General features: G+C 56.1%; 22 protein-coding genes. 12 read left to right on the plus strand and 10 right to left on the minus strand.

Annotated features, from left to right (window positions below):
• Positions 1 to 97: 97 nt before the first annotated feature.
• From LHF31_RS03930 to LHF31_RS03940, 3 genes are all read right to left on the minus strand, one after another.
• Positions 98 to 706: a tetratricopeptide repeat protein gene (locus LHF31_RS03930; protein ID WP_303773615.1), complete on the minus strand. Its 609-nt coding sequence runs from the start codon at positions 704 to 706 to the stop codon at positions 98 to 100.
• Positions 707 to 744: 38 nt separating this feature from the next.
• Entirely contained in the window at positions 745 to 1,935 is a 1,191-nt protein-coding gene (locus tag LHF31_RS03935; RefSeq protein WP_298008448.1) for a sigma-70 family RNA polymerase sigma factor, read from the minus strand.
• Between the two features lie 111 nt (positions 1,936 to 2,046).
• On the minus strand, positions 2,047 to 2,526 hold the full coding sequence (locus tag LHF31_RS03940; RefSeq protein WP_298008450.1) for a DUF177 domain-containing protein: 480 nt from the start codon (positions 2,524 to 2,526) through the stop codon (positions 2,047 to 2,049).
• 104 nt (positions 2,527 to 2,630) lie between these two features.
• On the opposite strand from LHF31_RS03940, the gene rdgB reads away from it, so the two are divergent.
• Entirely contained in the window at positions 2,631 to 3,233 is a 603-nt protein-coding gene (rdgB, locus tag LHF31_RS03945; RefSeq protein ID WP_298008453.1) for an RdgB/HAM1 family non-canonical purine NTP pyrophosphatase, read from the plus strand.
• Here rdgB and LHF31_RS03950 read toward each other — a convergent pair.
• Positions 3,230 to 4,993: a GAF domain-containing sensor histidine kinase gene (locus tag LHF31_RS03950; protein WP_298008457.1), complete on the minus strand. Its 1,764-nt coding sequence runs from the start codon at positions 4,991 to 4,993 to the stop codon at positions 3,230 to 3,232. The genes rdgB and LHF31_RS03950 overlap by 4 nt on opposite strands.
• Positions 4,994 to 5,129: 136 nt before the next feature.
• On the minus strand, positions 5,130 to 7,571 hold the full coding sequence (locus tag LHF31_RS03955; protein WP_363324783.1) for an AAA family ATPase: 2,442 nt from the start codon (positions 7,569 to 7,571) through the stop codon (positions 5,130 to 5,132).
• A gap of 213 nt (positions 7,572 to 7,784) precedes the next feature.
• Between LHF31_RS03955 and LHF31_RS03960 the strand changes: the two genes are divergently transcribed.
• Together LHF31_RS03960 and LHF31_RS03965 are read left to right on the plus strand one after the other, a co-directional pair.
• Entirely contained in the window at positions 7,785 to 8,768 is a 984-nt protein-coding gene (locus LHF31_RS03960; RefSeq protein ID WP_298008463.1) for a GNAT family N-acetyltransferase, read from the plus strand.
• Between the two features lie 104 nt (positions 8,769 to 8,872).
• Positions 8,873 to 9,274 (plus strand): phage holin family protein, encoded by a 402-nt coding sequence (locus tag LHF31_RS03965; RefSeq protein ID WP_298008466.1) that lies wholly within the window; start codon positions 8,873 to 8,875, stop codon positions 9,272 to 9,274.
• A gap of 24 nt (positions 9,275 to 9,298) precedes the next feature.
• On the opposite strand, the gene LHF31_RS03970 is transcribed toward LHF31_RS03965, so the two are convergent.
• The 4 genes from LHF31_RS03970 to LHF31_RS03985 form a co-directional block, all read right to left on the minus strand.
• Positions 9,299 to 9,772 carry a GNAT family N-acetyltransferase gene (locus LHF31_RS03970; RefSeq protein ID WP_298008468.1) on the minus strand — a complete coding sequence of 158 codons (474 nt, stop codon included), beginning with the start codon at positions 9,770 to 9,772 and terminating at the stop codon, positions 9,299 to 9,301.
• A gap of 58 nt (positions 9,773 to 9,830) precedes the next feature.
• Positions 9,831 to 10,559, minus strand: a complete 729-nt coding sequence (locus LHF31_RS03975; RefSeq protein WP_298008471.1) for an amino acid ABC transporter ATP-binding protein — start codon at positions 10,557 to 10,559, stop codon at positions 9,831 to 9,833.
• A gap of 1 nt (position 10,560) precedes the next feature.
• The gene (locus tag LHF31_RS03980) at positions 10,561 to 11,385 is read right to left on the minus strand and encodes an amino acid ABC transporter permease (protein ID WP_298008473.1); all 825 of its coding nucleotides are present in this window, start codon (positions 11,383 to 11,385) and stop codon (positions 10,561 to 10,563) included.
• Positions 11,386 to 11,483: 98 nt separating this feature from the next.
• A complete protein-coding gene (locus tag LHF31_RS03985; RefSeq protein WP_298008475.1) occupies positions 11,484 to 12,242 on the minus strand; it encodes a basic amino acid ABC transporter substrate-binding protein in 759 nt (252 codons plus the stop codon).
• Between the two features lie 145 nt (positions 12,243 to 12,387).
• Here LHF31_RS03985 and LHF31_RS03990 point away from each other — a divergent pair, with 145 nt between their 5' ends.
• Genes LHF31_RS03990 through bcp form a run of 6 tightly spaced genes read left to right on the plus strand, consistent with a single transcriptional unit; the run spans position 12,388 to position 18,932 of the window.
• A complete protein-coding gene (locus LHF31_RS03990; RefSeq protein WP_298008478.1) occupies positions 12,388 to 13,350 on the plus strand; it encodes a proline dehydrogenase family protein in 963 nt (320 codons plus the stop codon).
• Positions 13,350 to 14,249 (plus strand): prenyltransferase, encoded by a 900-nt coding sequence (locus LHF31_RS03995; protein ID WP_303773620.1) that lies wholly within the window; start codon positions 13,350 to 13,352, stop codon positions 14,247 to 14,249. Before LHF31_RS03990 ends, LHF31_RS03995 begins: the two co-directional genes overlap by 1 nt.
• Positions 14,250 to 14,252: 3 nt before the next feature.
• Complete coding sequence (gene glp / locus LHF31_RS04000; RefSeq protein ID WP_298004379.1) at positions 14,253 to 15,488, plus strand: gephyrin-like molybdotransferase Glp; 1,236 nt, start codon at positions 14,253 to 14,255, stop codon at positions 15,486 to 15,488.
• A 60-nt stretch (positions 15,489 to 15,548) separates the two neighbouring features.
• Positions 15,549 to 16,448: a polysaccharide deacetylase family protein gene (locus tag LHF31_RS04005; protein WP_303773621.1), complete on the plus strand. Its 900-nt coding sequence runs from the start codon at positions 15,549 to 15,551 to the stop codon at positions 16,446 to 16,448.
• 16 nt (positions 16,449 to 16,464) lie between these two features.
• On the plus strand, positions 16,465 to 18,429 hold the full coding sequence (locus LHF31_RS04010) for a molybdopterin biosynthesis protein (RefSeq protein ID WP_298007784.1): 1,965 nt from the start codon (positions 16,465 to 16,467) through the stop codon (positions 18,427 to 18,429).
• A 23-nt stretch (positions 18,430 to 18,452) separates the two neighbouring features.
• On the plus strand, positions 18,453 to 18,932 hold the full coding sequence (gene bcp, locus LHF31_RS04015) for a thioredoxin-dependent thiol peroxidase (protein ID WP_298007786.1): 480 nt from the start codon (positions 18,453 to 18,455) through the stop codon (positions 18,930 to 18,932).
• A 95-nt stretch (positions 18,933 to 19,027) separates the two neighbouring features.
• On the opposite strand, the gene LHF31_RS04020 is transcribed toward bcp, so the two are convergent.
• Positions 19,028 to 19,468, minus strand: coding sequence for an Rrf2 family transcriptional regulator (locus LHF31_RS04020; RefSeq protein WP_298007788.1), 441 nt, complete (start codon positions 19,466 to 19,468; stop codon positions 19,028 to 19,030).
• A 319-nt stretch (positions 19,469 to 19,787) separates the two neighbouring features.
• Here LHF31_RS04020 and LHF31_RS04025 point away from each other — a divergent pair, with 319 nt between their 5' ends.
• From LHF31_RS04025 to LHF31_RS04035, 3 genes are all read left to right on the plus strand, one after another.
• A complete protein-coding gene (locus LHF31_RS04025) occupies positions 19,788 to 20,219 on the plus strand; it encodes a c-type cytochrome (protein WP_298007790.1) in 432 nt (143 codons plus the stop codon).
• 77 nt (positions 20,220 to 20,296) lie between these two features.
• Complete coding sequence (locus LHF31_RS04030; protein ID WP_303773623.1) at positions 20,297 to 21,982, plus strand: ATP-binding protein; 1,686 nt, start codon at positions 20,297 to 20,299, stop codon at positions 21,980 to 21,982.
• On the plus strand, positions 21,979 to 22,623 hold the full coding sequence (locus LHF31_RS04035; protein WP_298005265.1) for a response regulator transcription factor: 645 nt from the start codon (positions 21,979 to 21,981) through the stop codon (positions 22,621 to 22,623). Before LHF31_RS04030 ends, LHF31_RS04035 begins: the two co-directional genes overlap by 4 nt.
• Positions 22,624 to 22,626: the final 3 nt, after the last annotated feature.

Here is a 22,626-nt window from a genome sequence, read left to right on the forward strand (position 1 = left end):
CCATGAGCAACGTTTCCATTGGTTCAACCTCGTGCGCGTATGATAGCATAAAATTGAACTTCGGGCAATGAAAAAGAACTCCGATATTCTGTGCAGGTTATGGAGATCCCAGGGGGAGGCCCAGACTCTGCAGCCAATCCAGAAGCGGATTGAACGCCTCGGGTCCAAAAATCAGCAGAATTGCCATGATAGCGATGAAGAGAAGTACCAGAACGATCAGGGTGTAGAAGATGAAATCGTTGTCAAAGAAGCCCTTTTCCTCTTTTTCGGCAGGTCTGGGTTCGGTGTTGCGTTCCAGGTAGGCAAATTCATCGCCTTTCTTTGGAGGAACCGGGCGGGTGGCTTCGGTAGCAATGCGGTATTCCAGCGAAGGAGAGGTTTCTTCCTCAAACACCGGCATATCCCCTCTCTCCAGGACTTGCATATCTTCTTCCGGGAAGGGCGGTGGGGTGCCTTCGGTGATAAACGTTACCGACTGGGTTTCCATGGCTTTAAGCGCAGCGATGGCTTCCGGATCTCTGGGGTTCAGGCGCAGAACGTTATCCCAGCACTCGCGGATTTCATCCGGACTGGTGAGTACATGCGCCAGTAACCGCCAGGCATGGATGTTGTCCATATCCACGCTGAGGATGCGTTCCAGTTCACGGGCAGCGTTTTCACGGTCACCCTGTTCCAGATACATATTTGCCAGATACAGATCGCTCATTCCCCCTCCCGGTAGTTCAGGATTTTTTGCTACCTCTATTATAGATAATCTTTCAACTGTCGTGCCCGGCGTGGATGGCGTAATCTCCGCAGGGCTTTGTTTTCAATCTGGCGGATGCGTTCGCGGGTCAATCCAAATTTTTGTCCCACTTCCTCCAGGGTATAGGTGCGCCCGTTCTCCAGTCCAAAGCGCAGGCGCAGGATGCGCGCCTCGCGGGCGGGCAGGGTGTCGAGCACTTCCTGAATCTTTTCACGCAACAGGTTGGTATAGGTGGTTTGCATGGGTGAGGGTGTGACCTGATCCTCAATGAACTGTCCCAGTTCCGAATCTTCCTCGTCTTCGTTGATGGGACTTTCCAGAGAGAGCGGCAACCACGAGACGCGCATCATCCAGTCCACTTTGGAGGCTTTGACGCCAATAGCATCAGCCAGTTCTTCGCTGGTGGGGGAGCGTCCCAGTTTTTGTTCCATCTCGTGGGTGGTGCGGTACAGGCGGCGGATGCGATCCACCATGTGCACGGGCACACGGATGGTGCGCCCCTGGTCGGCGATGGAACGGGTGATGGTCTGGCGAATCCACCAGGTGGCGTAGGTAGAAAAGCGAAAGCCGCGTTGATACTCGTATTTCTCCACGGCTTTCATCAACCCTAAATTGCCCTCCTGAATCAGGTCCAGGAATGGTACCCCTCTGCCGATGTAGCGCTTGGCGATGGAGACGACCAGACGGGTGTTGGCTTTAATGAGGTGTTCCCGGGCGCTTTCCCCATCCTGAATCTGTGCTTCCAGTTCACTGCGGCGTTGAGGGGAGAGACGCGAACCGTTGCGGTTCAGTTCTTTCTTTGCCGCACGTCCGCGCTCGATGCGCTTTGCCAGTTCCACTTCCTCTTCGCTGGAAAGCAGCGGCACCCGCGACATCTCTTTCAGATACAGCCCTACGGTATCATCGCTGGATATACGGTTGAGGTCGAAAGTCTGCACGGGGTCTTCTTCAATGAAAGCGCCGTCAAATTCGTCTTCGGGAAAAGGGTATTCTGTTTCTTCGGTGTCGTAAATATCCACACCGTGGCGGCGCAGTGCCAGAAGGATGGCTTCAAAGCGCTCGTGATCTTCGCTGACCTTGGGATACGCTTCCATCAGATCTTCTGTGGTCAGGTATCCCTGAACGTCGGCTTTTTCTAGCAGCATTTTGAGGATCTCATTCCCCCGTTTGTTGCTTCCCGGACTTGCCATAATCCAGACCCTCCTTGCGATGACAACCCCCGGTAATCCTTGGATGTCATTCTTCCGTGATCGGTAACGATTCGCAGACTAAACGATGTTCATGGCTTTGGGTTGCATGAATCAGACCTGTGATGGAAGAATCGAGTGCTCGCAGAGGCGGAGATTGAGGTTCTCTCCACACACCGGACATAACCCCTTACAATCAGGACGACACACCGGCGAGATCGGAATCTCCAGAATCAGATACTCCCTTACCAGAGGCTCCAGTTCGATGTTGCCATTTTCAGGAAACAGCAGGTTGGATTCGGTAAGGGAACGGCGACTGAAGGCATACAGTTCACTGAACACCGTATGCAAAAACTGCGGAAATGGAGAGAGACAGCGCACACACTCCACTTCTGTGTATCCATTGAAATCGCACTGTGCCAGAATGCCCTGCGGCGTGCGGCTTACCCGTAACAAACCGTTGAACTCGGTGACCAGAAAATCCTGTTCCAGTTGTACAATGGGAAATTCGAAGTGAATATCCCGGCTGTAACCAACAGGGGCATTGAGCAGGAAACCAACATTAACGCGGAGTGGGTGTCTAGGAAGATTCACAGGTGGCGATTAGGTAGAGGTTATAATAATACAAAAGCATTATAGCATGTACGTATAGCCAAGTCAAGTTTTTATGATTTTTATCATAAAAAATCGAGGTTCATGTGACAAAACTGCTCATTGCTTCAACCAATCGTGGAAAACTGCGCGAATTTCAAGAGATCCTTTCCGGAGAGCCGTATGATCTGTTTTTGCCTGCGGATCTGGGGATTGCCTTAACGGTTGAGGAAACCGGCACGACCTATCGGGAAAACGCTGCGTTGAAAGCCCGTGCCTATGCACAGGCAAGCGGCTTAATCACCCTGAGCGACGATTCCGGGCTGGAGGTGCAGGCTCTGGGCGGTGCCCCTGGTCTGCATTCGGCGCGTTACGCTCCCCAAACAGGCGCAACCGATGCCGATCGCCGCGCTTACCTGCTGGAGAATTTGCGTGGGAAGCCTCGTCCATGGCTGGCGCGCTTTGTCTGTACCGTTGCCATTGCCACCCCGCAGGGTGAGATTTTCTTCACCGAGGGGGAATGCCCGGGGGAGATCATCCCTGAGGAACGTGGCACTCATGGCTTTGGCTATGACCCCATTTTCTATTTCCCTGAACGGGGTATGACCATGGCAGAACTGCCTCCGGAAGAGAAAAATCGCATCAGCCACCGTGCGCGGGCGGTGATGGCGGCTGTACCCATCCTTCGGCAATTGCTGGCAAAGGGTTAAGCCCGCACCCGTCCGTGCAGGCGATCCATGGCTTCTTCAGTGAGGGGGATGAAGACGCGAATGCGCGTGCCTTTTCCGGGAGCCGAGTCGACCCGCAGGAGCCCGTTTACCAGATCGGCGCGTTCACGGAGATTGATCATGCCCAGACTGCCGCGCCGTTCGTACGAGCCCATCACTTCGTTAACGTTGAAGCCTTTGCCGTTGTCGCTGATTTCCAGGCCGATGATATCGGTGTAGTTGGTCACGAATTTCAGCCGCACGGTGATTTGACTGGCTTCAGCATGTTTACGGGCATTGTTGACGGCTTCCTCGCAGAGATAAAACACAACCGTTTGCTGGGTGGAATCCAGCGCAGAGATGGCGGCAGAGTCCACATCCAGCACCACATTCTGCTGGTACAGGTCGCGCATCTTTTCTGCCATGGCTTTAAGGGCAGATTCCAGCCCTTCGCTTTCCAGCACCAGTGGGCGCAGGGTGAAGAGCATATGGCGAATCTCCTGCGTGGTGCGCCGCGCCAGATCTTCGATTTTTGCCAGTTCTTCTTCGGCGGCGGCAGGGTTCTGGCGCAGTAACCTTCGGGCGATGTTCAGTCGCATGGCAATCGAAGAGATGGACTGGGTGGGTCCATCGTGCAAATCGCGCGCCAGTTTGCGCTGGGCTTCTTCCTGTGTTTGCACGATGCGCTCTTTTTCTTCCTGCAGGTCGGCAAACAAACGGGCATTTTGAATGGCAATGACCGCCTGGTGCCCCACGATCATCAGGTATTCTACCCGTTCGGGGGTGAAGAAGTGGCTCTCCGGGTGGGCAAAGAGCAGAATACCGTACACGTTCATGCCCCGCAACAGGGGGATGATCAGGAAAGACTGACAGGCATGCAGGGCAACCAGTTCGCACAGTTCCGGGTCTTCGCAGGGACCGTTATGAATTTGCGGTTCACCGCTCTGAAGTGCCTCCCGAAGCATGCCTTCCCGGGCGGCAAGGGGGAGATTCTGGTCGCGCAGGGGAAAGCCCTGCCCGACCACGTAGCGCAGGGTATGATCCTCGAACAGGAAGAAAGCCGCCAGCAAGCGGGTTCCCTCGGCTTCGCTGAGCCCCATTGCCTTGATGCCTGCCTGGATACCTACCTCCAGTACCGTTTTGTAGTTGAAAGTGGAACTGAAGGTTTCAATCATGTCAAAAAAGGCTTTCAGGCGTTCGCGTTCCTGCCGCTGGATGGCTGTTTCGCTGTCCCGCTGTTTGCGCACCAGTTCGCGGTAGGTGGTGCGCAGTCGTTTCATGAGGGGCAAACTCAAGACGCCAAAAACCAGCCCAATGGCAAGATTCAACCCTGCCAGAAGTTCGACTACCAGCGGGTTGAACTGACTGGGAAAGAGGAAGTACAGGAAGCCCGTTTCCAGCCCCGCCGTTAAAATGGCGATCAGCAATGCGCCGCGCAGTTCGAAATACATGGCAGAAGGGGCAATTGCCAGTACGCCCACCCACTGAATGGGAGTGGTGGCTGAACCGGTTAGCCCAAAGAGCGCCATGCTGATAACCAGATCTACCAGGGTGTTCAGGGTACGGTGAGCGGGCAGACGCTGGTTGAATACCGCCAGCACGGTCATCACCAGATTCCACAACAGCGATCCTGCCAGCAATGCCAGCGGAAGCCACTGTCCATCCATGTGCAGGATGAGCGAGAATGCCAGAGCGACAATTGCCATCCAGCGGAAGGTAATGGCAAACCAGTCGGCAAGATAGGGAAAATCTGCCCGTTTCATACCGATTCAATCATACCCCGAAAATGGCAGCAGGAATACCAGAATCTTAACAATTGCCTTTCAATTTCCTAACAGGATAGAGAAGCCCTGCGGATTGAGGTACGCAGGGCTTTTAAAAACAACCGTTTTTTCTATTTTAAGCCGTGACAGGTTCTTCCAGTTTCCGGAACACCGGACGGTTGTTCTCAATTTCCACCAGCACGCGGTCGCCTTGCCTGAATTCACCGGAAAGCAGGCTGACCGACAGCGGGCTTTCCACGTATTTCTGCAGGGCGCGCCGCAATGGACGGGCGCCAAAGTTGGGGTCGAAGCCCACCTGTGCCAGCCAGTTGCGTGCCTCCGGCGAGAGTTCTACATCCAGACCATGTTCCTGCAGGCGGTTTTTGATTTCCTGCATCTGCAAATCCACAATCTGAAGCATGTGTTCCATGCTGAGCGGCGAGAAGATGATGATCTCGTCAATGCGGTTGAGGAACTCGGGACGGAAGGTGGACTTGAGGGCTTTTTCGATTTTGTCATGCGCCTGCCGGTCTTCGTTGTTCTCGGATGGCAGGAAGCCCAGTGTGCCGCCGCGGCGCACAAATTCTGTGCCGAGGTTGCTGGTCATGATCAGTACGGTGTTGCGGAAGTCCACCACATGGCCCTGTCCGTCGGTGAGACGACCGTCGTCCAGAATCTGGAGCAGGGCATTCCACACTTCGGGGTGGGCTTTCTCGATTTCATCAAACAGAATCACCCGATAGGGGCGGCGGCGTACCGCTTCCGTCAATTGACCGCCCTCTTCGTATCCCACGTATCCGGGCGGGGCGCCGAACAGCCGCGAGACGGTATGCTGTTCGCGGTATTCGCTCATGTCCAGACGCACCAGCGCATCTTCATCGCCAAACAGAAATTCTGCCAGAGCGCGCGCCAGTTCGGTCTTACCTACGCCGGAAGGACCAATGAAAATGAACGAGCCAATGGGACGGCGTGGGTCTTTCAACCCGGAGCGTGCCCGGCGGATGGCGTCGGCAATGGCGTGTACGGCTTCGTCCTGACCGATGATGCGCTCATGCAGGCGTTCTTCCATCTTCAACAGTTTCTCCGCCTCGCTCTCCATCATCTGGCTCACGGGGATGCCCGTCCACTGGGCAATCACCTCGGCGATGTCGTTCCCGTCCACCTGCCCATCCAGCTGGTGTTCGGTCTCCCAGCGGGTGCGCAATTCGTTGTACTGATTTTCCAGACGCAGACGTTCGGCTTTTTTGATGGCGGCGCGTTCGTAATCCCGCTCCTGCCCCGCCTGCTCTTCCTCGGCTTTCAGACGGTCAAGTTCGCTCTTCATTTGCTTCAGTTCAGGCGGCAGGGAGTACAGCGCCACGCGCAGTTTGGCGGCAGCCTCGTCAATCAGGTCAATGGCTTTGTCCGGCAGGTGCCGGTCGGGGACGTACTGCGCGCTCAGCCGTGCCGCCGCCACAATGGCTTCATCGGAAATTTTGACCTTGTGATGGGCTTCATAGCGGTCGCGCAGACCTCTCAGCATTTGAATGGTGTCCTCAACCGAGGGCTCATCTACAAACACTGGGGCAAAGCGTCGCTCCAGCGCGGCATCCTTTTCGATGTACTTCTGGTATTCATCCAGGGTGGTGGCGCCAATGCACTGCAGTTCCCCGCGGGCAAGCGAGGGCTTGAGCATGTTGCTGGCGTCCATGGCGCCCTGCGCTGCACCTGCCCCCACCACTGTGTGCAGTTCGTCAATAAAAAGAATAATTTCGCCTTCGGAGCGTTGCACTTCTTCGATGGCGGCTTTCAGGCGTTCCTCAAACTCACCGCGGAAGCGTGAGCCTGCAATCATTGCGCCAAGATCCAGCGCAATGACTCGTTTACCTGCCAGGATCTCGGGCACGTCGTTGTTGGCAATTTTTTGCGCCAGCCCTTCGACAATGGCGGTTTTGCCCACCCCGGCTTCGCCAATCAGCACGGGATTGTTCTTGGTGCGGCGGGAGAGAATCTGCATGACCCGTAAAATTTCCTTATCCCGTCCGATGACCGGATCCAGTTTACCCTCGCGGGCTTGCTGGGTCAGGTCGCGGGAGTATTTTTCCAGTGTACGGTAACGGGTTTCGGCTTGTGGGTCGGAGACGCGCTGACCGCCGCGCAGGATTTGAATGGCTTCGTACACTCGTTCTCGAGTCACCCCGGAGCCTTCCAGCAGGCGTGCCGCCGGAGTGCTGCGCTCGGAGAGAATCGCCAGGAAAATGTGCTCGGTGGAGATGTACTCATCCTTCATGCGGTTGGCTTCTTCGTTGGCAATGTCAATAATGCGCTTTACCCGCGGGGTGATGAAAATTTGCCCCGCACCTCCGCCAAAGATGCTGGCTTTGGGGCTGGTGCGCAAAATGTAATCCAGGCGTTCGGCAAGGGCATTGGTATCCACCTTTAACATTTCCAGTAATTGCGGTACGGCACCCTGCGGCTGTTCGATCATTGCCAGCAGGATATGCTCGGTGTCAATCTGGTTGTGCCCATACCGCTGGATGATCTCCGCGGCGCGCTGAGCGGCTTCCTGTGCTCGTTCGGTAAATCGGTCAAATCGCATCATATCGGTTTATCCTCGATGGTTGTTTGCGCCATCTTTTCCAGTTTCTTAAAATAATCGTAGCCAGTTTGATTATAGCATTACGGATATTAGAAAAACAAAGAACGTGTATAAGAGAAATATAAGAACGCCCGCACGGTTCCCTGTTGGAGCGTGCAAAAAACATGCCCATTTTCTCCTGTCATTTCCAACCCCTGGACTACAATTAATCCTGTGAAGGTCTTCATTCCCGTCAAAGTTGCCCATATCCGCCCCCTGGATATCAACCGCGATATGCTTGCCGTTGCCGCGCTGATCGAGGAATGTTTTGCTTCGACCCTCGACCCCGATGGACGGGAGTACCTGTACCACATCCGCCGTGCCGTGGAGGATCCTTCGCTTATCCGCTGGACGTGGACAACCGATGAAGAGGTGTCTTCTCCATTGTTTGGCTATGTGTGGGAAGAAGACGACCGCATTGTGGGCAATCTCACCCTCATCCCCGCCCGGAAGGGCAATGAGTGGGTATATATTATCGCCAATGTTGCCGTTCATCCCGACTACCGCCGGAGGGGTATTGCCCGTCAGTTGACCTTGCGCGCGCTGGATCATCTCCGTGAGCATCATATTTCATCTGCCTGGCTGCAGGTGCGTGAGGATAACCCCGCCGCCCATCATCTCTATCTCTCGGTCGGGTTTGTGGAACGCTCCCGGCGGGCATTATGGCTTTCTTCCCACCCAATGGTACGTCCACCCACCGTTACCGGCGTCAGGGTCACCGGGCGCCGATGGCGGGACTGGAAATTTCAACGGGAGTGGCTTCAGCGCACGTATCCTCCGGATGTGCGCTGGAATCTCTCGCTGAGCATTTCCCGTTTCAATGCCAATCCGTTTTACCAGTTCCTGCAGTGGATGATGGGGGGGGATCAGCGCCACTGGGTGGCGCGGAGTAAATCTTCTGACCCCAGGCCGTGGGGCTTTCTCTCATGGGAGCATCTTACCTCCTATACCCAGATGCTCTGGGTGGCGGCAAACCCTGCCCATGAAGAAGAGGCTTTAATGGCTTTGCTCCCCCGTGCGCAGGAGGAACTGGTGCATTTCCATCTTCCCCTGGGCGTCAACTATCCTGCAGGCAAAGCCGAAGACGCCTTTCGGGCTTGCGGATTTCATCAGCACAGCGTGCTGATCTGGATGGAACAACGCCTGGAAAACGGGTGAGCCTGTGCAACTTTTCTTTCAACCTTGCGTAGAAAGAATGACAAAATATGGCTGATTGGATTGTTTTTGGCGATTCAGAAGTCTGATGACGAGGAGAAAGAACCATGCAAAAACTCTTGATTCGTTTAGGTATCAATGCGGTTGCCCTGTATACTGCCATTTATCTGTTGAGCGGGCGCGGCATTACCCATCAATTTGAAAACTGGTGGGAGATTCTCTGGCTGGCGTTGATTTTCGGTCTGGTCAATGCGCTCGTCCGTCCGTTTGTGATTGCCATGTCCTGCCCGTTGCTGATCCTCACCCTGGGGCTGGGTACCCTGCTCGTCAACACCCTTATGTTCGTGATGGCAGGCTGGATTGGCACGCAGTTCGGTGTGGGGTTTGAGGTGGACGGCTTCCTGCCCGCCTTCCTTGGCGCGCTGATTGTCTCGGTGGTGAGCGCTCTGCTCAGTTTGTTCTTCCACGATGAGCCGCGCAAGCATCGCCCACGTCCCCGGCGGGATTGAAGTCTCATTTCAGTCGTTTGGGAATTACAGGTGGAGCCGCATCTCGCCGGTGGGCTGAAACCCCAGCGCACGGTAGAGCGGCTCGCCTGCCTTGCTGGCGTGTAAATCTACCGCCGAAAATCCACGCTGGCGGCACCACTCCAGCGCCTGTTCCACCAGTCGGCGGGCATACCCTTTGCGGCGGTATTCAGGCAGGGTAAAGACGCTGTGAAGCAGGGGGTATTCCATGTCCAGCCTGCCGGGTGCGGGCACACAGGGCAGGATGGAAACCGCCGCGCAGGCAACAGGTTGCTGGTTTTCCAGCAAAATCCATGCCACGGCTTTGTCCTGTGCCATCCGCGTTGCCAGATACTGCCGGGTGATGGCGTCCAGGACCGCCATCTCCTGTGGGTGAATTTCCCGCCCTTCTTCTTCCAGTAACTCCACAAACATGCGCACGTGCCACCCGGCAAGCAGAGGGGCATCTTCGTGGGTGGCGGGGCGAATCGTGATATTCATGGTAACGGTTTCTCCTTAGTAAGAAGAGGGCTGTCCTTGCGACAGCCCTGAATGGGTTTTACATGACTTTGCTCAGGAAGAGTTTGGTGCGTTCCTGAGTGGGGTTGGTGAAGATGACGCTTGGGGGACCTTCCTCAACGATGACTCCGCCATCCATGAAGATCACCCGGTCGGCGGCATTACGCGAAAAGCCCATTTCGTGCGAGACCACCACCATGGTCATGCCTTCGCGCGCCAGTTGCAGCATCACGTCCAGCACTTCCTGAATCATCTCAGGGTCCAGCGCGCTGGTCGGCTCATCGAACAGCATGATTTTCGGATTCATCGCCAGCGCGCGGGCAATGGCGACCCGTTGCTGTTGTCCGCCGGAGAGTTGCGCGGGGTAAGCATGGGCTTTCTCCGGGATGCCCACCTTTTCCAGCAAGTTCATGGCAATCCTGACGGCTTCGCTCTCTGAGCGCTTGCGCACAATCTTTTGCGCCAGGGTGATGTTTTCCAGCACGCTCAGGTGTGGGAAGAGGTTGAACTGTTGAAAAACCATGCCCACTTCGGTACGCACAGCGTTGATGTTCTCTGCGCTGTCCAGCGGAATGCCATCTACGATGATGCGCCCTTTGTCGAACTCTTCCAGCCGGTTGATGCACCGAAGCAGGGTAGATTTCCCCGAGCCAGATGGTCCAATGATGACCACCACCTCGCCTTTTTGAATATCCAGGCTGACCCCGCGCAGGGCATGCACCTTTCCAAAGTACTTGTGGACGTTTTCAATGTGAATGATGGGTTCCATTTTAGCGCTCCTTGCTCATGCGCGCTTCAATCATGGCAACGACCCGCGCGCTCAACAGGGTCATGATCAGGTACATCAACCCGATCATCAGGTAAATGTGCAGAGGCAGAGGGGTGATTGCCTGAAATTCGCGCCCGCGGCGGGTCAAATCGGCGACGGCAACGGCGCTGACCAGCGAGGAATCTTTCAGCAGGGTGATAAATTCGTTACCGACCGGCGGAAGGATCACGCGGATGGCTTGCGGGAGGATGATATAGCGCATTGCCTGCACGTAAGTCATCCCCAGACTCCGGGCTGCTTCCATCTGTCCTTTCGGGATGCTCTGGATGCCTGCCCGATACACTTCGGTCATGTAAGCACCGTAGCACAGCGTCAGCCCGGCAATTGCCATCACGTACGGGTTGGCGACGAAGTTCTTCATGCTCTCGATGTTCCACCGGGCTCCCAGATCGCGAACAATGGATGGGAATGCGTAGTACCAGAAGTACAACTGCACCAGCAGTGGGATGCCGCGTACCACTTCCACGTACAGCGTGGCAATTCCACGCAGGGGGATGGCGGTGCTCAGCCGTCCCAGAGCGCCAAAAATACCCACGACCAGCACAAGCCCAAAGGTGACCAGTGTGACTGTCACGGTCACCCGCAGACCATCCAGCACAAAGCGGAAGATGCGGTCGAAGGGGTTGCCAACCACCAGCACAAGGATGGCGAGCAGAGCCGAAGCCGCCAGGACTAACAGCCAGCCCGCATCCCAGCGGAAGACGTTTTCGTTTCCGCGAATGGTGGGAAGATGGGGATCAACTTCAGCAGGGGTTGAGGTGCTCATGAGGTTTCAGGTTGCTCCAAACGGGGGGATATCTTGACTTTATTATAACAAAAGGTCGGTGTTTCCCGACCTTTTGTTGACGTTCGCGGTGATGGGGGCTATTTCCCTGCCAGCCACTTCTCTTCCAGTTTTTTGATGGTGCCGTCTTCTTTGAGGGCTTTGATGGCGGCATTTACCTGCGGGATGAGATCGGCTTTCTTCTTGCAGAAGGCAACTCCGTAGTTTTCATCGGTGAAGACATCGCCCACCGTCTTGAGTTTATCGGGATTGGTGGCGAGGAACGCCAGTGTGGTGGGGTAGTCGGCAATCACGGCGTCAATCTGCCCGTTTGCCAGGTCAAGGAACGCCTGATCGTAGGAATCGTAGGACTTTACCTCTGCGCCGGCAATCTTTGCGGCTTCAATGGCGCCCGTGGTGCCTAACTGTGCGCCGATTTTCTTGCCCTTCAAATCATCCTTCCCGCCAATATCGGTGGTTTCTTTACGCACGGTGACAATCTGTCCGGCGTTGATGTAAGGGTCAGAGAAGTCCATTGAGGCTTTGCGCTCCTCGGTGATGGTAATGGCGGCAATGGCCATGTCATACTGACATTCGGCGATGCCCGCCAGCATGGGGTCGAATCCTACGTTGACCCATTCCACCTCGAAACCGGCTTTCTGAGCAATGGCATTCATTAACTCCACGTCAAAGCCTGTCAGTTCCTTGGTGTTCTCATCCACCATTTCAAAAGGCGGAAAAGTGGCATCGGTAGCCACACGCACTTTGGTTTTTTCGCTTGGCTGGGCGGGGGTAGCGCAGGCTGAAAGCGCCAGCGCGACGATCAGTATTGCCCAAATAACAACAGAAAAGCGCTTCATCTTTTGTCTCCTTCCAACTGGCTGAAAAAAATCAGACGAACTTCGAAAATGATTATAGCAGAGAATGAAAGAATCTTATGCCATGCGGCTGGGTGACTTGCGCTGCTCTGGCGAGCAACAAGATAAACCATGTTAGAATAAAAACATGTTCAGGGCATTCTTTGTGTCTCTCTCGCGAGCCACATGGGCTCAAAAGTGGATTACCCGTATGCCGATGGCGCGTCAAGCCGCGGCGCGCTTTGTTGCCGGAGAAACGCAGGCGCAAGCCTTGCAGGTGGTGGAGCAACTCAATCAGCGCGGTATCCTCGCCACACTCGATCATCTGGGTGAATCTACCACCCGTCCCGGCGATGCGGAACAGGCGACCGCCGAGATTCTCTCCCTGCTGGATGCCATTCAATCGGCGGGCGTACAGGCAAATGTGTCCATCAAACTCAGTCAGATTGGACTGGTGGTGGATCCGGCATTGTGTGAAGCCAACCTGTGGAAAATCCTTACCAGAGCCAGAGAACTGGGGAATTTTGTGCGCATTGACATGGAAGATTCTTCTCTCACCCAGCGCACGCTTGACCTGTACTTTAAAGCGCTGACCGGTGGTTTTGCCCAGCATGTTGGCATTGTCCTGCAAGCCTACCTCTACCGCACTGAGGCAGATTTGACCCGGGTACTGACGGCTGGCGGACGGGTGCGCCTGTGTAAGGGTGCGTACAAAGAGCCGCCCTCGCGGGCATTTTCCCGTAAATCGGATGTCAATTTGAATTTTGATCAACTTGCCCTGCAAATGCTCCGGTACACCCTGCGTCACGGCGCGCCGCAGGTATCATCGGATGGGCGCACACCGCCCATCCCGGCGCTGGCAACCCATGACCCTCAACGCATCCGTTTTGTCCGTCAGGCGGTGGAGGAACTGTACCTGTCCAGGCGGGCGGTGGAATTTCAGATGTTATACGGCATCCGCCGCGATCTGCAGGAAAGCCTTACCGCCGAGGGCTTCCCGGTGCGGGTGTATGTGCCTTATGGAACGCACTGGTATCCCTATTTCATGCGGCGGCTGGGCGAGCGCCCTGCCAACCTGTGGTTTTTCCTGAAGAATTTCTTCCAGCACTGATGGAACCCTCCGAATCTCCCACCCTCATTCAGCACATCCTGCGCATTTCGCGTCCATGGGCGCTGGGTCTTTCCCTGTTGACCTACGCACTGGGCGGAGGTGTGGCGCATTATCTGGGCACATCTCTGGACTGGGGGCGTTATCTGGGTGGACAATTGCTGGTGTTCATCCTTTTGCTGTGCGGCTTTTTTCTTTTTGAGACCTTTGAACTCCCTCCGGAGTCCGTTTCTTCTGCCGATGGGGAAAAGCCGCGTCGTTTAACCCGCTCTCAGGCGCTCCGCATCAGCCTGATTTTGCTCACCGGCGGGGCAGCCTGTACGGCTTTATGGATTGCCCAGCGGTCGTTGACCATTGTTGCGCTGTTGATTCTGGGGCTCAGTGTGCTGGTGATGCTGGCGCTGAGCGTTCCTCCGTTCAGGCTGGCAAATTCAGCCTACCGCGATTTGCTGTGGGGCATTCTCTTCGTTAACCTCATCCCTGCGTTTGCTTTTGCCCTGCAAAGCGGGGAACTGCACACCCTGCTGGGGTACCTCACCCTGCCGCTAATTTTCCTGTACCTTTCCTGTTCGCTGGCGCTTTCGCTGGAACACTACGCCAGCGACTTGAAGCAGGGGAGGCGCAACATGCTCAACCGGCTGGGATGGGAACGGGCGGTAGGTCTGCATCATTATCTCCTGCTGGTGGGTTTTCTGCTCTTCCCCCTGGGGAGTTTGATGGGCATCCCCCGCAGTTTGCTGTTTCCCGGGTTGCTGGGGTTGCCGGTTGGCTTATTCCAGATCTGGCAGTTGATGCGCATTGTCAGCGGGGCGCCGCCGCGCTGGCGCCTGTTGATGATTACCGCCGCGGCGACGCTGGTGGTGACGCTTTATGATTTAAATCTGGCTCTCTGGACGGATTGACCTATGCCTGAATTTCTCGAATTGCTTCCTCCCCAACAGGCCTGGGAGGTTTTCAGAAGGGCTTTACCTCCAGAATCGCTTCCTGGAGAGCGTGTTCCAACAGTGCAGGCGCGTGGACGGGTCACCGCTGTACCGGTGACGGCAGGGGAGAATCTGCCTGCTTTTTCCCGCTCTACTGTGGATGGCTATGCTGTGCAGGCGCGCGATACCTTCGGCGCTTCTGAAAGTTTGCCCGCATACCTGAAATGCACTGGAGAGGTGCCGATGGGCGCGGCGCCTGCGTTCTCGATTGGACGGGGAGAGTGCGCGCTGATTCATACCGGAGGAATGCTCCCGGATGGGGCAGACGCCGTGGTGATGCTGGAGCATACGCAGACCTCCCGTCCGGGCGAGGTGGAAATTCTTCGGGCGGTGCCAGAAGGCGAAAATGTCCTGCTTGCCGGGGAGGATGTGCGTGCGGGCGAGGTGGTTTTGCCTGCCGGGATGCGTCTGGAGGATGCTCAGATTGGTGGTTTGATGGCGCTGGGCATTCTGGAGGTGGACGTTGTCCGCCAGCCGCGGGTGGGCATCCTTTCCAGCGGGGATGAGGTCATCCCGCCGGAACAATCGCCTCTCTCCGGTCAGGTGCGCGATGTCAACAGTTATTCGTTGAGCGCACTGGTGGAGCGTCATGGCGGACTGGCTCACCGGTATGGCATTGTTCCCGACCGTCCCGATGCCCTGCGGGAGTTCCTGCGTCGGGCGCTGGATGAGTGCGATGCCGTGATCATTACTGCTGGCTCTTCGGCTTCGACGCGTGACTTCACCGCCAGCGTCATTAACGAGATGGGCGCGCCCGGGGTGCTGGTGCATGGCGTCAATGTCAAACCGGGAAAACCCACTATTCTCGGCGTTTGTGAGGGAAAGCCCGTCATTGGCTTGCCGGGTAACCCGGTCAGCGCGCTGGTGATCGCCCGTCTGTTTGTCGTTCCGGTCCTGCATCATCTGTTGGGATATTCCGGTGGAAGGTGGCAACCGGCGGTACGTGCAATCCTGACCGTCAACCTGGCTTCGCAGGCGGGACGTGAGGATTACGTTCCCGTGCAACTCATCCAGAAAGACGGACGGGTGTTCGCTGAACCTGTTTTTTACAAGAGCAACCTGATCTTCACCCTTGCCCGCGCCGATGGTCTGGTCAAAATTCCCTCCAGCGCCACCGGTCTGGGAGTGGGCGAAGAGGTGGAGGTTCAGTTGCTTTGAGGCGGTCATGAGACGCGTACTCCTTTTGGTCATGGTTGTGGCACTTTGGGGATTATCCGGATGCACCACCCTGGTTACGCTGCTCCATTAAACGAGGTGGATCAAACGGATGTGGCGGTGCGGGTAGAAACCCTGCTCGCAGGAGATGTTTCCCGCACACAAACGCCTTCTCCAGTACCTTCGGCAACTGCCTCCCCTGCGACAACCCTTACCCTGATCCCTACCCTGACCCCTTCTCCATCCCCAACCCCTACTCTGACCCCGTCCCCCACCTGGCAAAGCGTATTTGCGGGCGAGGTGTATGTGCCGATTCTGCTTTATCACCGTGTGGTGGAAGGACAGGAGAATAACCGTTATGCGGTTTCCCCCGAAGCCTTTGAGGAGCAAATGCGCTATCTGGCGGAGAATGGTTACACCACCATTACCCCGGTGCACCTTGCCAGGGTAATCCTCAACGGTGGGGAACTGCCGGAACGTCCGGTGATCATTACCTTCGATGATGGGTATGCCGATACATATACGACGGCTTTCCCAATTATGGAAAAATATCATTTGCGGGGGGCGTTGTATGTGATTACCTCGTATGTGGGGATTTCAGGGCGGGTTGATCTGGAGCAACTGCGCGATCTGGCGGCGCACGGTTGGGAAATTGGCACCCATACCCTCACCCATACCGATCTCACTCAGCATCATGAGCGGATCGGCATAGAGTTATCCCAGTCTCGTCAAATCCTTGAAGAATGGCTGGGAAGTCCCATCTTGACAGTAGCCTATCCCTATGGACGGGTGGATGAATATGTACTCAACCGCACCAGACGCTACGGCTTCACTGCCGGTATGGGGCTGGGTATTCTTAACCGGCATACACCGGGAACTCTGTATTATCTAAGCCGCCGTGAGGTCAGGGCGGATTATGATTTGGATCAATTCATTGACCTGTTGAGCGTTCCACAACCCTGAAGGGGAGGAGATCTCTATGTCCGTTTATCTTCACGATATTCCCCTGCCTGAAGCACAACAGCGTTTCACACAGGCGCTCGCCGGGGCAGGAATGGACGGCTTTTTAGGGAAGGAGGAGATTCCTCTGGATGAGCAGGCTCTGGGGCGTGTGCTGGCAGAGCCGGTCTGGGCGCGTCTCTCTTCCCCTCACTATCATGCCGCGGCGATGGACGGCTTTGCCTTGCGTGCCGAAGCCACCGCGGGGGCTTCTCCCACCCGTCCGGTTACCCTGCAGGTGAGCGAACAAGCCGTCTATGTGGATACCGGTGATCCGCTCCCCGACTGGGCAAACGCGGTTGTGCCCATTGAGAACGTGGAAGCCCTGGACGATCACGGGATGCCTGCATCCGATCCCCGTCACCCGCTGAGTATTCGCCTGCGCGAGGCGCTCCCGCCGTGGACGCACGTGCGTCCCATGGGCGAGGATATCGTCGCTACTGAACTGGTGTTGCCTGCCGGTCACATCCTGCGTCCGGTGGATCTGGGAGCGATTGCCGCCAGCGGTCACACCAGCGTTTGGGTTGCCCGTTTGCCGCGGGTGGCAATTCTACCCACCGGAACAGAACTGATTCCCATCGGTCAGCCGGTCAGGCGTGGGGATATCATCGAGTACAACTCGCTGGTGCTGGCGGCGCAGGTGCGCAGTTGGGGCGGTGAGGCAGTGCGTTTCCCCATCACCCCCGATAACTTTGAACAAATTTGCCAGCAGGTGCAAAAAGCCGCTGATACCTGCGATCTGGTACTGTTAAATGCGGGTTCCTCCGCCGGTTCTGAGGATTTCTCTGCCCGCGTGGTGGAACAACTGGGAACACTGCTGGTGCATGGTGTGGCGGTGCGCCCGGGACATCCCGTCATTCTGGGGCTGATTCGTCGTTCTCAGGGCGGCTGGACGCCCATGATCGGCGTGCCGGGGTATCCCGTCTCGGCGGCGCTGACTGGCGAGATTTTCGTAGAGCCGCTCCTTGCCCGCTGGCTTGGCAGGCGTCCGGCTGAACCTCTGGAAATCGAAGCCCGAATCACCCGCAAGGTGACTTCTCCGGCAGGAGATGACGATTACATGCGGGTGGTGGTGGGCAAAGTGGGTGACCGTGTGCTGGCGGCGCCTCTTTCCCGCGGGGCAGGTGTGATTACTTCGCTGGTGCGTGCAGATGGCATTGTCATTCTGCCGCGCGGTGTTCAGGGCGTGGAGGCAGGAACGCCGGTGAAGGTGCGCCTGTACCGCTCTCCCGCAGAGGTGGAACAGACCATCTTTGCCATTGGCTCGCACGATTTGACGCTGGATGTGCTGGCGCAGGCGCTTGCCTCCCGTAAGCGGCGGCTGGTCTCTGCCAATGTGGGCAGCCTTGGCGGGCTGGTAGCACTGCGCCGCGGTGAAGCCCATCTGGCGGGTTCTCATTTGCTTGACCCGCAGACGGGGGAATTTAACCTGCCCTATATTCGTCAATACCTGCCCGAAACACCCGTTACCCTGGTGGAATGGGTGGGGCGCATTCAGGGCTTGCTGGTGAAGAAGGGCAACCCGCTCCAGATTCACGGTCTGGAAGACCTGACCCGTCCTGAAGTGCGTTTTGTCAACCGTCAGCGCGGGGCGGGCACGCGCGTGCTGCTGGATTACCATCTGGAACGGCTGGGTATCGATCCGGCTCAGGTACAGGGGTATGATCAGGAAGAGTACACCCATCTGGCGGTGGCGGCGGCAGTGGCTTCGGGGCGCGCAGATTGCGGACTGGGGGTGATGGCGGCAGCGCAGGCGCTGGATCTGGATTTTATTCCGCTGTTTACCGAGCGCTATCAACTGGTCATCCCCACGGTCTATTATGAGAGCGAGTTGCTTCGTCCTCTGCGCGACCTGATGCAGGATGAAACCTTCCGCCGCAGTGTACAGGGTTTACCCGGTTATACAGTGGAAAACATGGGTCAAATTGTGGCACAATTGCTGTAGTCATTTTTCACAGGAGGTTATTTATGGTTCTTTCAGCCAATCAACCTGCGCCCGACTTCAGCCTTGCGGATGAGACCGGAACGGTGCGTTCGCTTTCTGAGTTTCGGGGCAAGCCGGTAGTACTGTATTTCTATCCCAAGGATGACACCCCGGGGTGCACCACCGAAGCCTGTAATTTCCGCGATGATTATCATGTCTATGCTGAAAACGGCGTGGTGATTCTGGGGGTCAGTCCGGATTCACCCAGGTCCCATGCCAAATTCAAAGCCAAATACAACCTTCCCTTCACCCTGCTGGCGGATGAAGATCACCGCGTGTGTGAGATGTACGGCGTGTGGGGGCGGAAGAAGTTCATGGGCAAAGAGTATGATGGTGTCTTCCGCACAACTTTCCTGATCGACCCTGAAGGGACGATTGTGAAAGTCTGGGAAGGCGTCAAACCCGAGGGACACAGCCAGGAAGTGCTGGAAGCCCTGCGCAACTGGCAGGGCGCCAGCACCTGAGACTCGTTATATTGCCCCATGCATGAATGCCATCGAGACGCTTCCACCCCGAAGCGTCTCGATGGTTTCTCAGGAGGTCAGGACATGGACGGCGATCAGTTGTTGCGTTCCGCCATGTTAATGGACTCAACCGAAAGCGAGATTCCCTGAGGGGCTTTCTTTGCCAGTTCACTCAGGCGGATATTCGCCAGAGTCGCCACTACCTTTTCCTGCAAGTCTTGCCACACTTCACGGGTCATCATGCCGTTGCCATTGGATTCGGGGATAATGCGCATGGGACCCTCAAGGGATTCGATGATTTGCAGGAGCGAAATGTTCTCTGCCGGTTGTTTCAGGCGCAATCCGCCGCGCGGTCCGGGTGTGGCGCGGATATAGCCGCTCTGGATGAGCGAACGGCCAATCTGGTGCAGGAAAGGCAGAGGAATGTGCAGTTTCTCTGCCAGAATAGCGGTCGGAACAGGGCGATCGGTTTCAGTCTGTGCCAGAGCAATCATTAACTGAACACCGTAATCAATTCTTCGACTCACTCGAAACATGGTTCACCTCTATTGTGTTTAATATTATTATGATTGACCAGAATAATAATCAATTGAAAACGTTCTCAAAAGTGACATTTTTTACTTTTTGGTTTGATAACCATCACAATCATAATCAATTCAGTCCAGAATTGTCCAGCCCACGGAGTTTACAAACAGTTAACAATCCGGGTGGAGGATGAAAAAATCATCGAAATGGAGACCCTGTATCACCCGTATCTCCATCTTCCATTAAGATAGATTAAGACTATAATAAATTTGTGAACCAATTCACCAAAAACGATTTGTTTTTGATTTCACCAGAGGAGGATTTTGTCCTATGAAGAAGAGTATTTGGATACTTCTGGCTGTGGTTGTGATGAGCGCGCTTGTACTGGCGGCTTGTGGCGGGGGTGGTGGTCAGGCAAAGGTTGAGCGCAAAGCGCCCCCTCCGGAGTATGCTGGAAAGACCAATCCCTATGGAGATAACGAAGCCGCTATTGCCGAGGGTAAGGAACTGTACAACATCAACTGTGCCACCTGCCACGGTGAAACCGGCGCCGGAGATGGTCCTGCGGGCGCTTCGCTGGATCCCAAACCCTCCAGTTTGATCGTCGCCGCGAAAGAGGCTTCGGAAGATTACAAATTCTGGATTGTGTCTGAGGGCGGCGCCGCGGCTGGACGCAGCGCTTCCATGGCGGCGTATAAGGGCGTTCTTACCGAGGATGAAATCTGGAAGATCCTGGCATACATCGACACCTTCGGGAAATAAATCCCTGTTCGTTTCTGCATAGGGTTATATGAGGGCGAGGAGTCAACTTCCTCGCCTTTTTGTTATACAATTATGGCATGCGCATCCAGGATGTGTCGATTTTCTGGTGGATTGGGGTGATTTTCGTTGCCCTGGCGGTAACGGGAATTTTCCTCTGGTGGTTGCGCCGGCAAAATGACCGTGCCCACCAGTTCCAGTCTCGTTTAGAGGAGATAGAACGCCAACTGGATGTGGTCCTTCGTCTGAACCGGGCACTGGCGGAGAAGGAAGACGAAAAAAGCCTCATCGAGACGGCGCTGGCGCAAATTAATCGTCTGGTGGGCGGGGTGGGGGCTTCCTTTGTGCCCTTTGATGCCTGGGGAGAGCCTTTGCCTGCCTTTACCGCGGGTGACTTACCCGAACCCGTTCTCAAAGGCTGGGCGGAACATCTGGTTTCCGAACAGGTACGGGGTACCTGCCGCACCTGCGCAGTGCTGCAATCAGCGCCGGGGCAAGCCTGCCCTTTGCGCTGGGGACCGATGGGGGCAATGGGCATTTACTGTTTCCCGCTTTCTCTGGGTGAGCGCCGGCTGGGAATGGTCAATCTTTATCTGCCTTCGGAACGCTCCCTGGATCCAGCCGTTCATGACTTTTTGCAGGGCATTCTCAACGAACTGGCACTGGCAGTAGAGACGGCGCGTCTGCACCGGCAGGAAATCATAACCCTGCGCCAGATTCAGGCTCTGCGCCTGCCTCGCCGTGACCTGCAGAGTACCCTCATGGCGCTCCTGCAGCGGGTGAGAAATCATCTGGGCTTTGGTACGTTGATTGTTCAGGTGCGCCCGCTTCAAGATGAACGCCTTTCGGGTATGCGGGTTGTGACTGGAGAGGCACAGGCATATCCGGCGGGATGGCTGGAGAGTTTGCTGGAACAGGCGCTGGTCTGTAAAGAAGCCCATCAGCGGCGTGAGGAATATGGCTGGGTTTGTCTGTACCCCTTGCAGTTACCCGAAGGGCTGTCTATGGGATGTCTGGTCTTGCTGGCGCCGAATGTGGAAAACCTGCTTCCGGCTCAGCAAGCCCTCTTGCAAACCGCGGCGGCGCAGGCGGCGTTGATCATTGAAAACGAGCGCTCTCTGCTCACTCTTGAATACACCCTTATTCTGCAGGAACGCACCCGTCTGGCGCGGGAAATTCATGATGGACTGGCACAGACGCTGGCTTTCCTGAAAATGCAGGTCTCGCAGATGCAAACTGCCCTTCAACAGGGCGATCTTGCCCGGTTGGGGCGACTTCTCCACGATCACCGTCAGGCGCTGGAAGAGGTCTATCAGGACACCCGCCAGACCATTGATCATCTGCGCGCCCAGCCCGAAGAAGATTTGACCGTGTGGCTGGAGGGGCTGGCTTCCAGTTTTCAGCGCAATACCGGCATTCCCACTGAAGTGAAGTGGTTGATTCAACCGCCGAGGCTGGCACCGGAAACGCAGGTGCAGATGGTGCGTATCCTTCAGGAAGCCCTCAATAACATCCGCAAGCATGCCCATGCCTCACGGGTGAGTATCACCTTGCGGGAATGGGGCGGGGATGTGGTCATGGAGATTCATGATGATGGGCGTGGCTTTGATCCCGAAGATGTTCCGGAGGTGGCGCAGTATGGCTTGCGCGGTATGCGCGAACGGGCTGAAATGATCGGGGCGGAACTGCAAATCATCAGCGCGCCACATCTGGGGACAACCGTGCGTGTATCGTTGCCCTCTCGTCAGGAGGAAAATGTAGAATGAGCAGGAAGTTCCGGTTAGTGGTTGTGGATGATCATGCCCTCTTTCGTCGAGGGTTGATCAGCCTGCTGGAAGAGATGTCTGAGTTTGAGGTGGTGGGCGAAGCCAGCGATGGTGAGGAAGCCCTGCGGGTGATCGCTCAAAGGCATCCGGATATTGCTCTGGTGGATGTGAACATGCCGCGCATGGATGGAATTGCGCTGGTGCAAGCCCTGCGGCGGCAAAAATCATCCCTGCGTGTATTGATGTTGACCATCTCACAGGAAGATCAGGATCTCATCGGGGCAATCCGGGCGGGTGCTAATGGCTACATCCTCAAAAACACCGAGCCGGAGGATTTGCGCAAAGCCCTCCTGAACATTGCCGAAGGCAAAGGGGTGCTTTCTCCGGAGGTGGTTCCCCCCGTGCTGGGAGTGATGCAGAGAGGCACCCTTGAGGCATCCACACAATTGCTCAGCGACCGCGAACTGGAAGTCCTGCAATGTCTTGCCGAAGGGCTGACAACCCAGCAAATTGCTTCCCGGTTGTTCATCTCTGAAAACACTGTCAAGACGCACATCCGTCACATTCTGGACAAACTGGAAGCCTCCAACCGCACGGAAGCGGTGGGCAAAGCCACTCAACTGGGCATTTTACGGCGCTGAAAA

Origin of the sequence: Anaerolinea thermophila, from assembly GCF_020723905.1 — a bacterium.
In the GTDB taxonomy this organism is placed as follows: domain Bacteria; phylum Chloroflexota; class Anaerolineae; order Anaerolineales; family Anaerolineaceae; genus Anaerolinea; species Anaerolinea thermophila_A.

Bases quoted from the DNA above. Each gene is read 5' to 3' on its own strand.
- LHF31_RS03995 (WP_303773620.1), top strand. From the start codon at position 13,350: ATGGAACCCTCCGAATCTCCCACCCTCATTCAGCACATCCTGCGCATT.
- LHF31_RS03965 (WP_298008466.1), top strand. From the start codon at position 8,873: ATGCAAAAACTCTTGATTCGTTTAGGTATCAATGCGGTTGCCCTGTAT.
- LHF31_RS03955 (WP_363324783.1), bottom strand. From the start codon at position 7,571: ATGCGATTTGACCGATTTACCGAACGAGCACAGGAAGCCGCTCAGCGC.
- LHF31_RS03985 (WP_298008475.1), bottom strand. From the start codon at position 12,242: ATGAAGCGCTTTTCTGTTGTTATTTGGGCAATACTGATCGTCGCGCTG.
- LHF31_RS04020 (WP_298007788.1), bottom strand. From the start codon at position 19,468: ATGTTTCGAGTGAGTCGAAGAATTGATTACGGTGTTCAGTTAATGATT.
- LHF31_RS04010 (WP_298007784.1), top strand. From the start codon at position 16,465: ATGTCCGTTTATCTTCACGATATTCCCCTGCCTGAAGCACAACAGCGT.
- LHF31_RS04025 (WP_298007790.1), top strand. From the start codon at position 19,788: ATGAAGAAGAGTATTTGGATACTTCTGGCTGTGGTTGTGATGAGCGCG.
- LHF31_RS03980 (WP_298008473.1), bottom strand. From the start codon at position 11,385: ATGAGCACCTCAACCCCTGCTGAAGTTGATCCCCATCTTCCCACCATT.
- LHF31_RS04030 (WP_303773623.1), top strand. From the start codon at position 20,297: ATGCGCATCCAGGATGTGTCGATTTTCTGGTGGATTGGGGTGATTTTC.
- LHF31_RS03950 (WP_298008457.1), bottom strand. From the start codon at position 4,993: ATGAAACGGGCAGATTTTCCCTATCTTGCCGACTGGTTTGCCATTACC.
- LHF31_RS04035 (WP_298005265.1), top strand. From the start codon at position 21,979: ATGAGCAGGAAGTTCCGGTTAGTGGTTGTGGATGATCATGCCCTCTTT.
- LHF31_RS03930 (WP_303773615.1), bottom strand. From the start codon at position 706: ATGAGCGATCTGTATCTGGCAAATATGTATCTGGAACAGGGTGACCGT.
- LHF31_RS03990 (WP_298008478.1), top strand. From the start codon at position 12,388: ATGTTCAGGGCATTCTTTGTGTCTCTCTCGCGAGCCACATGGGCTCAA.
- LHF31_RS03935 (WP_298008448.1), bottom strand. From the start codon at position 1,935: ATGGCAAGTCCGGGAAGCAACAAACGGGGGAATGAGATCCTCAAAATG.
- bcp (WP_298007786.1), top strand. From the start codon at position 18,453: ATGGTTCTTTCAGCCAATCAACCTGCGCCCGACTTCAGCCTTGCGGAT.
- LHF31_RS03975 (WP_298008471.1), bottom strand. From the start codon at position 10,559: ATGGAACCCATCATTCACATTGAAAACGTCCACAAGTACTTTGGAAAG.
- LHF31_RS04005 (WP_303773621.1), top strand. From the start codon at position 15,549: ATGCACCACCCTGGTTACGCTGCTCCATTAAACGAGGTGGATCAAACG.
- LHF31_RS03970 (WP_298008468.1), bottom strand. From the start codon at position 9,772: ATGAATATCACGATTCGCCCCGCCACCCACGAAGATGCCCCTCTGCTT.
- glp (WP_298004379.1), top strand. From the start codon at position 14,253: ATGCCTGAATTTCTCGAATTGCTTCCTCCCCAACAGGCCTGGGAGGTT.